Raw genomic sequence first — 12,519 nt, 5'->3', positions numbered from 1 at the left:
ATTCGAATCAACCGGAAGTCTTCATGCGTAAGTTCATTTTGCTGTTTTTAGGGATGTCCGCGGCTGCGTGCAAACTCAGCGTACCTAGTGTGTACGATGTTAATTTTGCCTCCGACCCGACGGTTACCCCCGTAGCACCCGGTCAGATCGACGAAGCATCGGGTATGGTCGACAGCCGCAGCCAGCCCGGTTCTATCTGGATTGAGCAGGACAGCGGTAGTCCCGCCGAACTGGCATTACTGGACTACAATGGAACGGTACGTGGTAAACTAACGGTACCCACTATTGCCAACCGCGATTGGGAAGAGTTGGCTTCGGGGCCTGGCCCTCAGGATGGAGTCAATTACCTGTACATCGGCGATATAGGGGATAACAATGCTCAGTATCAGACTGTTCAGATCTACCGGTTGCCCGAGCCTGCTTCTTTGCAATCATCAATTACGTCGATTGATCGCATTAATTTTCGGTATCCGCAGGGACCTCGTGATGCCGAAGCCATGTTTGTCGATCCTCAGACGAAAGATATTTACATCATCTCGAAGCGGGAAGAAAAAGTGCACCTGTACGCCCTGCCGTATCCGCAAAGCACCAGTGATCTGATTACGGCCACCGATTACGGCGAATTACCCTCGTTCGGGGGGGGGCTGGCCAATTACGTGACAGGGGCCGCCATCTCGCCAGATGGTAAGGAGATTCTGGTCAGAACATACACCACGGTATACTACTGGAAGCGTGACGGTGCCCAGACTATCCCGGATGCGTTGCAGTACGGTACCCGGCGCTCACTGGTTACCCGGCTGGAGCCGCAGGGAGAAGCCATCTGTTTCGATAAAGATGCGAAAGGCTTCTTTACGATCAGCGAACGGGCCAGCGCATCATCCGTAAATTTGTATTACTACGCCAAAAAGTAACGAGTATTGAGCGAGTGCCTGAGTAGACTATACGTAGTCATTAAGCCAGGCCCTCGGTCATTCTTCCGCCGAATGGATTCATCAATTCTGATTATAGTCCTTAGTTTATCGGTATTGATTTCCTACGGCTTCGACCTATTCAGTAGCCGGTTCAAAACGCCCTCTGTTTTGTTGCTGCTATTGCTGGGTATGCTGACCAGGCAGGCGACGCAGTATTTCGATGTTCAGGTACCTTACGTTAACACCATTCTGCCAACGCTGGGTACGCTGGGGCTGATTATGATTGTGCTGGAAGGCGGACTTGATCTGGAGCTTCACACGGATCGGCTGAGTGTATTGCGACGTACCCTCCTGGCTTCGCTGCTGGCCATTATGGGGGGGACACTACTGATGGCAGGTATGCTTTACCTGCTCCTGAACGATTCTTTTTACCATTGCCTGATTGCCGCGCTACCCTTCTCGATCATCAGCAGCACTGCAACGGTTCAGCGGGTAGACCAGCTGTCGGGCGAGCAGCGCGAATATGCCGTTTATGAGTCGGCTTTCGCCAGTATTCTGGGAATTATGGTCTATAATTTCCTGCTGTTGAGCCGGGAGTCGGTCTTGAATGCCGTGTGGCTCTTTACGCGCGATACGTTCTTTATGGCCTTCATTTCCTTGATCTGCTGCTTTCTGCTGCTTTACCTGATTGGCCGCATCAACCACCGCATCAAATTCCTGCCCATCATATCGGTGCTTTTTCTGGTCTACGCACTCGCTGAAATCAACCATTTGTCCTCGCTTTTGCTCATTCTTATTTTCGGCTTGTTCCTCAACAATACAGAACTGTTCATCCGGGGGCGGCTCAGCCTGATCCTCAAGAATGACCTGTTCGAAAAAGAACTGGACCAACTCAAAAACCTGACGGCAGAAGGTTCCTTTGTCGTGCGGACATTCTTTTACCTGATCTTAGGCTACGCAGCCATTCCTCACGAATTGGTTGATGTTGATGCGCTGATTGTGAGTGCCTTATTTGTTCTTATCATCATCGGCTGGCGCTGGGTGACACTTCGGCTAACCTATTGGGGAACGTCAGGCGCGTTGCTGTGGGTAGCGCCACGGGGCCTGATTACGATTTTGCTTTACCTCAATATTCCCGAAGATCTACGGTTACAGGGTTTCCGGGCGGGCATTCCGCTCCTGGTCATTGTATTCCTCTACTTGGTTGTGATGACGGGTGTGATGAGAAGTAGAAAGACGAAAGAATGACGAATGATGTGTGATATAGGATGTATGATGCGCTATGTATTATACATCCTATATCATTTCCTTACGTATTTCCAGAACGTGCCCCACCGGCGCGACGCTAAATAAGCCAGATCCTGTTCGTTGGCGAATGCTTCCCGCTCAAAGCTGATATTCCGGTAAGCCCGGTAATGCTGACCGTATTGCAGCCGGCGAATAAGGTATTCGAGACTATACCAGATGTAAAACAAGACAATGCCCAGTTCGGCCTGCTGGCGCAGATGAATTCGTTCGTGGTTCAGGAGAATTGCCCCGGGATTTGGTTGCTTCACCAGAATAAACGGAAACAAGGCCATGCCGTCCGGACCCAGTGACGCGAGGTGAATAATAAACGTAGACGCGGGTAGCTTCATAAATGGTTAACAAGAAGTAGGACAAAATGACTCATTATGGTAAGTATTCTCATGGTTCTCTTTGTGGTCGGTTACCTGCTGATCGCGCTGGAGCACCTTATTAAGATCAACAAGACGGCAACAGCACTCATTACGGGTGTCGTTTGCTGGGCCGTTTATGCGCTTACGGCGACCGATGCCGAAATGGTCGGGCATCAGTTACAGCATCACCTCACGGCTACGGCTGAAATTCTGTTTTTCCTGATGGGGGCCATGACGGTGGTTGAGCTGATTGATGCGCACGATGGATTCACGCTGATAACGGATCGGATTGCCAGTCGTAATATCCGCACCCTGTTCTGGATTGTGAGCCTGCTCGCTTTTTTCTTTTCTGCTCTGCTGGATAACCTCACGACGGCTATTGTTATGGTATCGGTAGCCCGTAAGCTGATCCGGAATGTCGAGGATCGGCGCATGATGGCGGGTATCATCATTCTGGCAGCCAACGCGGGAGGTGCCTGGTCGCCCATTGGCGATGTGACAACCACTATGCTCTGGATTGGCGGCCAAATTACGGCGACGCATGTTATCCAGGCGGTGTTATTGCCCAGCCTGGCTTCGGTGGTGGTGCCGTTGGTTATACTGACCCGGTTCTACAAATCTACGTCCGACGAGAGTGCTGTAACGGTCAGATCGGGGGTTAGCCGGCCTTACGTAACGCCTGCCTCCCGACGGGAGCGACGCCTTATGTTGGCCATTGGCCTGGGAGGGATGCTGTTCGTGCCTGTTTTTAAGACCGTTACGCACCTGCCGCCCTATACGGGTATGTTGCTGGTGCTCGGCTTTATCTGGGTTGTCTCGGAGGTGTTGCACAGTGATAAAGACGAAGCCGAGCGAAAGAAATTTACGGCTTCCTATGCGCTGAGCCGGATCGATACGCCCAGTATTCTTTTCTTTCTGGGTATCCTCCTGGCTGTCGGAGCCCTGGAAGCGACGGGGCTGTTGCGGTCGCTGGCAGACTCGTTGAGCCGCACCGTTGGCGATCTGGACAGCATCGTTCTGCTCATCGGTGCGGTATCGGCCGTGGTCGATAATGTGCCGATTGTGGCCGCGGCCATGGGCATGTACGATCTGCAAGCCTACCCTGTAGACAATAAAGTATGGACGTTTCTGGCTTACTGTTCCGGTACGGGCGGGAGCCTGCTGGTGATTGGTTCGGCGGCTGGTGTAGCGGTGATGGGTATGGAAAAGCTATCGTTCGGGTGGTACCTGCGTAAGGTAAGCTGGCTCGCCCTGATTGGCTATGCAACGGGGGCTATCGTCTTTCTCGCTCAGTTTGCCCTCCTGTCCTGACCAGCGGAAGGGCGGTTATCATCTTGCCATTTCGGGCACAAAGCTGTATCTTTGGTTATACACATTTGCTGAATGGATATGAAAAAGCTATTGATGTTGGTGGGTGTACTAGCCATGGGCAGCCAGTCGATACTGGCCCAAACAACCCCAACGGCCAGTCAGGTAATCGATAAATACATTGCCGCTATTGGCGGCAAAGCAGCCCTGGAAAAAGTAACCGACGTAACGACCCACATGTCCAGCGAAGGGCAGCGGGGTGCTATCATGATCACCCGGAAACAGAAGCTGCCGAACAAGTTTTCGACGGTCGTTAATGCCAACGGAACGGAGGTGATGAGGCAGATCGGCAATGGCTCGAAGGTGGCCATGGGCGGTGTGCAGGGAAGCCGCACGCTGGAGGGTGTACCGGCTCAGCAGATGACCGCAATCAACATTATTTTTCCCGAGTTGCACTACGCCGAAAATGGCGTAGTCTCAACGCTGATTGGCCCCGAAAAAGTAGCGAACAAAGACACGTATAAAATTAGCCATACAACTTCCGATGGCTCCGCTACCTGGACGGATAATTTCGATGCCGTGACGGGCCTTAAGGTGCAGTCGGTGATAACAGGTAAATCGCAGCGGGGAGATGAGGTAACGACAACGATGGCTTATTCCGATTATCGAGTTGTAAACGGCATCAAATTTCCGATGACGATCCAGCAGCAATCGTCCCGTGGCCCCATGGCCATGACCGTCGATAATGTGAGGATCAACAGAGGTCTGCGAGATTCGGACTTTAGGGTGAAATAAGGAGCGCTCAGCTAGTCGAAAAGCCGGTGAGAGGTAATCATCAGCTTTTCGGCTGACTACCCTATCGGGAGATGAACAACGACCTGCGTTCTACCCGCGTCTACGTTTTCGATGTGTAAGGAGCCCTTGTTAAACTCCAGTAGTTTGTTGGTGATGGCAATGCCCAGTCCGAAGCCCTGCTGCTCGTACTTGGGGCGGTCAAATTGCCGGTAGGGGGCCGTTCGGTTGATATCGTCCTGATGAAAAGGCTGCCCCTGATTCAGGAAAGTCAGTTCATAATGGTCGGAACATAAATGACCCGTAATGTGAATGAGTTGATCATCGGCCGAAAACTTGACGGCATTATCAGTTAGTTCTTCAAGAATAGTGGCCAGATTGTCTGCGGAGATATGCACCTGCGCATTTTCCACGTCTACGTGACACGGAATCTGTCGGTTCTGACGATAGCTGGCCGAAAGAATATGCTTATTGAGCACGTCGGGCGTTATGTCTGCATGGCCCGTGCTGAAAAAATGGTAAAAGGCATCTGATGTGGAGATGTTCTGCAACCGGTTGATCAGTCGATTGTTGTCCAGCGATCGCTTCAGACGCAGGCAATTAACTTTTATCATGTCGAGCATCGACAGGTTCTCGGCTTTGCTAAACTCTCCGTAATAATCGATCAGCAGGGACGTAAAGCCCAGGATACCCGTGAGGGGCGTATTGTACTCGTGCGTGGAGAGGTGAGTCATGGCCTTAAGCTGCTCCTGAAGAAGCGCCTGGGTATGGGCTTTCCGCTGCTCTTCGCGCTTAAGGCGCGCCTGAATAGCCATAAGCAGGGTATCCATTTTGAACGGCTTCGTCAGGTAATCATCGGCGCCCAGGGCCATGCCTTTGCGCGTATCCATAACGTCGGCTTTGGCGGTAAGAAACAAAAACGGCGTGTTACTCAACGACGGATTGGCCCGAATAATCTCAAGCGTCTGAAAACCATCCAGTTCAGGCATCATCACATCACACAGGATCAGATCGGGCTGATGCTGGGTAGCCAGCATGAGTCCTTCCTTTCCGTTGGGCGCTGTGTAGACGTCAAAGCCATTAAGGGTCAATAATTCAGCTAGATTCTCACGAATAAGTGTTTCATCTTCAATTAGTAATAGTTTTTGCATAGCGAGGACAGCACTTTTGATAATCTGCTCAGGAATTGGTGATGGTGGAATGATAAGGTAGAGTTATGGTGCAGCGCGTTCCCTGATTTTCTTGGCTTTCAATCGTAAAACTTCCCCCGTGAAGGTCAATAAACTGACGGGCAATGACCAAGCCCAGCCCGGAACCCTGGATGGTGACAGCATTACTGGCGCGAAAAAACGTAGTAAACAGTTGAGGTAACTCGCTGGCCGGAATGCCGATTCCTTTATCGGCCACAGTTAACCGGAAGTGTGTCTGCTCAAAACAGCTGTACAGTTCAGGGTTTTGGGTTGAGAACTTAAACGCGTTGGAGAGCAGATTGACCAGAACATGGGTCATTAACTTGGTGTCCAGATAAATCAGTTGCGGTTGGCCACTAACCGTCACGATTGCCGTCCGGCCATCGTTCCGCTCGGCGTAGTGCGTGCGAATCACGTCATTGATTAAGTGAATAATATCGACCCGTTGCGGGTTATAGTCTATTTTACCGGATTCGATCTTGGCTACGTTCAACATGTCAGACAGCATGTCGCTGACGTTGAGAATCTGGGTTTCGATACTCGCCAGATGACGCTGAATGATGGGTTGGGCCGCCTGGCGGGGTTGCTCCAGATAAAGCTTCACCAGTTCAACGCTGGATTGAATGGTAGCCAGTGGCGTGCGAAACTCATGGGAAGCGGTAGTCACAAACGTTGATTTCAACTTATTTAATTCCTGCTCTCTTTCCAGTGACTGTTGCAGTAACAACTCAATCTGTTTCTGGTTGGTAATGTCAGTGGCCATACCTACGTAACCAGTTAGGGTACCGGATTCATCGCGCAAAGCCGTTCGGGTAAATACGACCGGTGTACGGCGGCCATCGCGGCTAATCACCGTGAACGTATCAGGTTGACTGTCGGTTAGTAATTTAAGTAAATCAACGTCTGTTTCTATATATCTACCAAGTTTTTCGGTTAATTTTTCGGTCTTACTTCCCACCTTAGCCGGATCGTAAACCATAATAGGATTATGCCTTCCGATGAGTTCGTCGGCCCTATACCCCATCAGTTTTTCGGCCGCGGGGTTAACCGTCTGAATAATGCCTTCCGTATCGGTTGAAATGATGGCTACGCCGGCATGGTCGAATATGGCTTTCTGTAAGGCTGATAACTGGTTTATCTCCGACGTTCGTTCGGAAACCAGCTGTGTCAGGTTGTTCGAGTGAGCCTGTAACTGTTGTTCTGTCTTTTTGAGGGGCGTAATATCCTGAACCGAAAATAAAATCCCGTCGCCACAGGGCGTAAGCGTAAATTCGGCCCAGCCGGTTCGTTGTCCAAAGGCGTACTCTCGCTGATGTTTCTGAGGCTGTCTCGTTTCCACGACCTTCAGCAGATCGTTAAAAAGGCCTCCGGTTGCCTCGTCCGTAAAGAGCAACTTCAGCCGGTTTCCAATCATTTGCTCAACGGTTAAACCCGTAAGAGCGGCATTCTGCGCGTTGGTAAATATGTACTGAAAATCGACAATCTTATCGTTCTCCCAGACGGATTTCCAAAGTACCAGACCGGCGGGGCAATTGTCGACAACGGTCTGAAGAATATGATTACTCTGGTGTAGTTCCTGGTTCAGCGATTGCAGCGTCTGGCTAGTTTCCTTCAACTGTGCTGAAGCCAGACGGAACTGAAGGAGCGAAACAACCTGATGGGCCAGATCTTCCAGGGCGGCCTGCTGCTCGGCCAAAAGGTATCGGGGTTCGTGATCAATGACGCACAAAGTACCCAGAGCCTGCCCTTCTCCATCAACCAGCGGCACGCCGGCATAAAAAATCATATTGCTTTCGCCTGTCACGAGCGGACTGTTTGTAAATCGACTATCAAGACGAGCGTCGTTAACGACTAATGTGTGGTCGGGATCTTCAATGGCGTGTGCGCAAAAGGAATCCTGGCGTGGGGTCTGCGACACCCCCAGCCCATGCGCCGACTTGAACCACTGTCGATGGTCGTCCAGCAGAGTTATCAGGGAGATAGGCGTCTGACAGATATACGAAGCGATTCGGGTTATCGCATCGTACTCTTGTTCAGGAAGTGTATCAAGAATGTGGTAGCTGGCAAGGGCGTCCAGCCGAATAGATTCTTTATCAGGCATTGTTGTCATGTGGCTATCATGCAGGAGATAGAACAAGTTACATCAGACATGTATGGCGCCAGCTGGTCTTTTCGCATCGTCGGAAACGGTACTATCATTACGAAGCTGAAACCAGCCAATTTGCCCATAAGGTTTATGAATAAATTAACTGGTATCATTGAACGATATTGTCGAAAAGGTGCATTATAGATTTATTAAAGATGCAAAACGAATACTAAAACTACTTAAAGCAGAGCGGAAATTAAAGAAAAAGGCTAGATCTTAAAAAAAGCTGTATAGTTTGCTGAAAAAGCCAGTTGGTTTTAGCCGATTGTTGGAGAATCAGAGACAGTTTAACCACCGTACGCATGAAGCTGAAAAAAGAAATTATTAACGCCAGGGCAATCAGGGCAAGTCAGTGGCAACTACAAATCAGAAAGATACAGTCGAACTACGGTTGCATTACGGATCTGTTAACGAACGGGCGGGCGCTTTCTCCAAACGTAACCGGGTACGGTCAGGAACTACAGCAGCAATTAATCCGTCTGTTGGCACAGTTTGTAGCTGATATGGATGAACTGGAAGAAAACACGGCTGCATCCGACAACGATACGCAGACCCTGTTTAATAACCATATCCAGCAGATGCGTGAACTGAATGGGCGTATTCACACCTTTCTCTGCTCACTGCCTCCTGAGCCGGTCAGCTGATTCAGCCGGACAGTTCCAGCGTTCCTGCTCCCATGACTGCCGTGCCAGTCAGTGTCTGAACATCCGGAAAGCATCTGTTCCCATGCCAGCCGTTGGTGTATCAACCGTTACATTGATCAGAAAAAAGTTTTCTTTAGTCTGCAGCATGGTTCGGCGCAACGTCAGTTGACTGATGGTCGTCGTTTTTCCACTGCTAAACCACCAGGCTGAGTAAAGCGTTTTTCCGTGCTTACTCAATTCACCCACGTAGGCCGGGTGTCCGTCGAGCGTTGTTTCGTGGACCCGCCGGAGTTCGTAGCCGCTGCCCCGCCAGCAAGTCATTGGACTGTGGTCGGCGCTGAACCAATCGGGTTGTGGTTTCAGGTAGATCAGGACACCTGGTTTGGCCAGTTGCATAATTCCACTCGGTAACGTTTTACACGAGCAGCCGCTTTCGTACCCACGCCAGCCCACCGGAAGGGTCTGTACCCGCTGGCAGAGGTCAGTGGCTGGTTTATCGGATCGTGACGCCATAACCAGTAAGCCAATCCCGAGTACCAGTATAGCTGTACCCCAAATGGGTTGCCATCCCCACGCCGGGCCTCGCTCGGGACCGGGTGAAGAGTTACCGAAACGAAGCAAGAGCCAACGTGCTACAAACCAGGCCGGGAGCCATGCATAGACCACTACGCAGACCAGACCAATTCCCTCATGGGCTCCCGTGCCGGGCAAACTGCCGAACGAAACCAGCAGCATAATGCGGAATAAATTGCAAAAAACCGTCAGCCCGAAAACAAATGCTGTATAGGCTACTACCCATCCGAAAGAGATGGCTTTCTGTAATTGACGTTCCTGCCAGATAAGAAAAAACAAGCCCAGCAACAGCGAGACTCCCGTCAGTTGAAGCCCCACGCAGGCCGGGTCGACGGCCATCGCAACACCATTCTTCAGCAGCATATTGCCGTCGGTCTGTACCGAAAACCCAGCCAGCCGAAGCAGGTGACCTGACCAGGTGCTGAGCTGCAACCGAATGGGAAAACCAAACAACGCCGAAGCGTAGCGCAACCCCGGCGAGAGAAGTATAAAAATTAGCAATCGCCCTAGCCAGCGGCTTCGGTCCGGGTAGCCGGGCCAGCCTGCAAACAAAAGCAGACTGGCCGAGAGCAGCATTGTTGCATCAGGCGTGAGCATAGCGTTTCTTCCAGAATAGCCATCCGAATACAGCCAATGCCATTCCCAGTAACGCCCATTCGTGAGGCTCCGGTACGGCTCCTTCTTCTTTCAAAGTTGCATTATCGAGCCCCAGATTATCTTTTTTAATGCCGAATCGGTCGTAGTCCGCTGTTGTTTCGAGTACAACCAGACTCGATAGGGGCGAAACAACGTGTGCCTGTTGGGCCTCTCGAATCAGGCTGTCAGTCTGGTAGTTCTTTGTAACGTAGTGACGACCAATGTGGCGAAGTAACTGATTGTACGTGAACAACCGGACTAAATGATCGGGAGCCGTGGACGTTTGCTGGCGGTTAACGGGTGTCTTTTGAATCGCAATGCCTGCTTCTGCCAGAACGACTTTTTCGTTTGTATCCGGCAGGCGAGGAAACTGCTTTGTCTTTTCGAGAAGGTTAATCAAATCGTAGCTGGTGCCGTGCAGCACGTTCAGCACCTGGAGTTCAGTCAGTGTCTTCAGGTACGCGGGCAAGTCGTGGTCACCGGATTCAGACGAATAGCAGAAAGTCCGAATTGGCGCGGTCTGGTTAGCCAACAGGGCAAAATTATGGGCAAAGCGGCTCTCTTTCAGATCCGTCAGAACGGGCGAAACCGGTGTGCTCTTAGTAATTAATAGACTTGTTGCCGGGTTCGTGATCCGGTATATCGGAAACAGACTGAATGCCTGCTGCGTCAATCGGTCATATATAGCGTCGAGATTGCCAGCCGTGAGTTGCGTCAACCCATCATCGAACACCCACACACGGCACGATTTTTTACGGGTTGCGCTCCAGAAGGCCGCAGTGAATTGTTCTTTCTCCCAGGCCGCATTAAGGTCAATGTAGACATCGGTTGGCAAAAATGCCTCAGTTACTGGCTTATAGGGTGCTGTTTGGTAGGCTTGGTTGTTCAGAATGAAGGCATTGGTCGAGAGAGTGGGGGCTTCGAAATGCAACTGCCAATCGGGCTGGTAACTACCCCGGTGGGTAAGCGTATTCTCGATTAAGTTCGTGAATAGCCAGGGCGTTTTTAGCTCGCTGGGTGTGGAGGCAAAAGCAACGCTGACCAGTTCTGAGGCTGAACCTGCTTTAGGCCCATCGAAATAGGGACTTTGGTAGACTAACTGTTTGTCGATCAGTGTTAAGGGAGAAGTAATGCCCACCTTCACCCGTCGATCGTCGCCAGCCCGGCAGGGAAACACGCGCACTGTTATCCGATTGCCTTCCTGCCAATACACAACGGACGGATCTCTGGGAGAGCTACCATGGGATTCTACGCCAACAATGGTTCGATAAGCTGTATCGGCCTTCGCTACGGTGGTAAGCCGGGCGCGCTCTTCATGGCCATTAACCCACAGCGACATCGACGAGACCACCGAGCCTGCCGGTACATGAAAGGTCAACAACGCTTCTTCGATCGTATGCCGGGCCTGGTTCCGAATCCGCACCGTTTGCTCCGTGTAACTCAATCGGAATTCGGGCCAGATGCGCACCTGCGATACAACGTCCTCTACCGTTAAATGACGGCCGGTCCAGAATTTTTCTTCCGAACTGTGTCGATCGGCCGCAAGGATTTTCAGCAGAGACAGCTGGTCGGCGGGCGAGAGTACATCGACCGGAAACAACTGTGAGGCAATAACAACCAGCGGATCATGCTGCCTCACATTGTCCAGGCTTGTTAGGCCAGTAAGCCCCCAACCCTGGTCGGACAGAAAACGGCCGCGCTCATACACCCGATTGCTTAACAATAGCCGGTTAGTAACCCAGTCAAACCAGATTCGACCGGGTCCTGCGTGGCTGGATTTCAGCCGTTGACCAATGAGCACCCACGCGGGTAAGTCGCTCGTTTTTCGGATTGTGGCTTCCTGCTGTGTTTGCTCGATACGATTCAGGTCGCTGATCCAGCCGACTAGAAATAAACCGACAGCGAGCACCGGAATGGCTAATCCGACGCTAACGCCCAGGCGAAGGTGTTCTTCCTGCCGGGCATCCTGCCAAAGCCGTTTTCCGAGCACGATGGCGAATACAAGCGGGACAAACGTGTGCGCCGACAAGCCCAGGGCAATGAGCATAGGAACGCTGATGAGGTATAATTGAACCATGTAGACTGCCATGTAGGCAAATAGCCACCAGCCAATTGCCAGTATTGCGTACAGAACTTGCTGCGCCCGGACGGATAACGATTCTTTCCAGCCATGCACAACCATAGCCACTCCGGTGAGTACCAAAACTCCGCATAACCAGGCCGTTGACTGCTGAAAAACCGGTATCTCCCGGTTTAGGGCGTAGGCACTGATCAGCCAGAGCAACAAACCCAACCACCGGGCCGATTGGCCGTCAGCAGAACGAGGTTGCCGTACTTTCAGAAACCCATTGACTTCCAAAGACAGCGTAAACGCAATGGCCAGCCCATAATGGATCATGATAAACGCGACATTGCTGTTCCCCGAACCTACTGGATCACCCAGCCACTCATACAGCAGAAACGTAATGCCGGAAATAGCCAGTAACAGAAACCCCAGGCTAAAGACTGAGTCGGCGAACGGAGCCAGGAGACGGGGACGAGGGGTAGGGGGAAAGCTGTTTTCAACGTCCGACAACCGGCCAATTTCAGGCCGGGAATGAGATGCGTTTGTAATTATTTTCATAAAAGTACTTTGTTTTTCAAAGTGAAAAAGTAAAAAAA

The 12,519-nt window shown here is 51.3% G+C and carries 10 protein-coding genes; 5 read left to right on the top strand and 5 right to left on the bottom strand.

Features of this window, described 5'->3' with window-relative positions:
• Window positions 1–23: 23 nt before the first annotated feature.
• Together ACYU87_RS05525 and ACYU87_RS05520 are read left to right on the top strand one after the other, a co-directional pair.
• On the top strand, window positions 24–911 hold the full coding sequence (locus tag ACYU87_RS05525; protein ID WP_461133022.1) for a PE-PGRS family protein: 888 nt from the start codon (window positions 24–26) through the stop codon (window positions 909–911).
• Window positions 912–983: 72 nt separating this feature from the next.
• Window positions 984–2,159 carry a sodium:proton exchanger gene (locus ACYU87_RS05520; protein WP_461133021.1) on the top strand — a complete coding sequence of 392 codons (1,176 nt, stop codon included), beginning with the start codon at window positions 984–986 and terminating at the stop codon, window positions 2,157–2,159.
• A 53-nt stretch (window positions 2,160–2,212) separates the two neighbouring features.
• Here the strand turns inward: ACYU87_RS05520 and ACYU87_RS05515 are convergent, their stop codons facing one another.
• On the bottom strand, window positions 2,213–2,548 hold the full coding sequence (locus ACYU87_RS05515; protein WP_461133020.1) for a hypothetical protein: 336 nt from the start codon (window positions 2,546–2,548) through the stop codon (window positions 2,213–2,215).
• A 36-nt stretch (window positions 2,549–2,584) separates the two neighbouring features.
• Between ACYU87_RS05515 and nhaD the strand changes: the two genes are divergently transcribed.
• Together nhaD and ACYU87_RS05505 are read left to right on the top strand one after the other, a co-directional pair.
• On the top strand, window positions 2,585–3,880 hold the full coding sequence (nhaD, locus tag ACYU87_RS05510) for a sodium:proton antiporter NhaD (protein ID WP_461133019.1): 1,296 nt from the start codon (window positions 2,585–2,587) through the stop codon (window positions 3,878–3,880).
• A gap of 78 nt (window positions 3,881–3,958) precedes the next feature.
• Window positions 3,959–4,672, top strand: coding sequence for a hypothetical protein (locus ACYU87_RS05505; RefSeq protein ID WP_461133018.1), 714 nt, complete (start codon window positions 3,959–3,961; stop codon window positions 4,670–4,672).
• Window positions 4,673–4,728: 56 nt separating this feature from the next.
• Here ACYU87_RS05505 and ACYU87_RS05500 read toward each other — a convergent pair whose 3' ends face one another.
• Both ACYU87_RS05500 and ACYU87_RS05495 read right to left on the bottom strand, forming a co-directional pair.
• Entirely contained in the window at window positions 4,729–5,820 is a 1,092-nt protein-coding gene (locus tag ACYU87_RS05500) for a hybrid sensor histidine kinase/response regulator (RefSeq protein WP_461133017.1), read from the bottom strand.
• Between the two features lie 28 nt (window positions 5,821–5,848).
• A complete protein-coding gene (locus tag ACYU87_RS05495; RefSeq protein ID WP_461133016.1) occupies window positions 5,849–7,969 on the bottom strand; it encodes a sensor histidine kinase in 2,121 nt (706 codons plus the stop codon).
• A 338-nt stretch (window positions 7,970–8,307) separates the two neighbouring features.
• Between ACYU87_RS05495 and ACYU87_RS05490 the strand changes: the two genes are divergently transcribed.
• Window positions 8,308–8,649: a hypothetical protein gene (locus ACYU87_RS05490; RefSeq protein ID WP_461133015.1), complete on the top strand. Its 342-nt coding sequence runs from the start codon at window positions 8,308–8,310 to the stop codon at window positions 8,647–8,649.
• 48 nt (window positions 8,650–8,697) lie between these two features.
• Here ACYU87_RS05490 and xrtN read toward each other — a convergent pair whose 3' ends face one another.
• Together xrtN and ACYU87_RS05480 are read right to left on the bottom strand one after the other, a co-directional pair.
• Window positions 8,698–9,819 (bottom strand): exosortase N, encoded by a 1,122-nt coding sequence (xrtN, locus tag ACYU87_RS05485; protein ID WP_461133014.1) that lies wholly within the window; start codon window positions 9,817–9,819, stop codon window positions 8,698–8,700.
• The gene (locus ACYU87_RS05480; RefSeq protein WP_461133013.1) at window positions 9,806–12,481 is read right to left on the bottom strand and encodes an XrtN system VIT domain-containing protein; all 2,676 of its coding nucleotides are present in this window, start codon (window positions 12,479–12,481) and stop codon (window positions 9,806–9,808) included. The genes xrtN and ACYU87_RS05480 overlap by 14 nt, the downstream gene beginning before the upstream one ends.
• Between the last annotated feature and the right edge of the window lie 38 nt (window positions 12,482–12,519).

The sequence above is a fragment of the Spirosoma lituiforme genome (assembly GCF_054776635.1).
Note: the sequence above shows the minus strand (reverse complement) of the source record. Positions and strands in the feature narration are given on the sequence as shown.

Bases quoted from the DNA above. Each gene is read 5' to 3' on its own strand.
- ACYU87_RS05495 (WP_461133016.1), bottom strand. From the start codon at position 7,969: ATGACAACAATGCCTGATAAAGAATCTATTCGGCTGGACGCCCTTGCC.
- ACYU87_RS05525 (WP_461133022.1), top strand. From the start codon at position 24: ATGCGTAAGTTCATTTTGCTGTTTTTAGGGATGTCCGCGGCTGCGTGC.
- xrtN (WP_461133014.1), bottom strand. From the start codon at position 9,819: ATGCTCACGCCTGATGCAACAATGCTGCTCTCGGCCAGTCTGCTTTTG.
- ACYU87_RS05520 (WP_461133021.1), top strand. From the start codon at position 984: ATGGATTCATCAATTCTGATTATAGTCCTTAGTTTATCGGTATTGATT.
- ACYU87_RS05515 (WP_461133020.1), bottom strand. From the start codon at position 2,548: ATGAAGCTACCCGCGTCTACGTTTATTATTCACCTCGCGTCACTGGGT.
- ACYU87_RS05505 (WP_461133018.1), top strand. From the start codon at position 3,959: ATGAAAAAGCTATTGATGTTGGTGGGTGTACTAGCCATGGGCAGCCAG.
- nhaD (WP_461133019.1), top strand. From the start codon at position 2,585: ATGGTAAGTATTCTCATGGTTCTCTTTGTGGTCGGTTACCTGCTGATC.
- ACYU87_RS05490 (WP_461133015.1), top strand. From the start codon at position 8,308: ATGAAGCTGAAAAAAGAAATTATTAACGCCAGGGCAATCAGGGCAAGT.
- ACYU87_RS05500 (WP_461133017.1), bottom strand. From the start codon at position 5,820: ATGCAAAAACTATTACTAATTGAAGATGAAACACTTATTCGTGAGAAT.
- ACYU87_RS05480 (WP_461133013.1), bottom strand. From the start codon at position 12,481: ATGAAAATAATTACAAACGCATCTCATTCCCGGCCTGAAATTGGCCGG.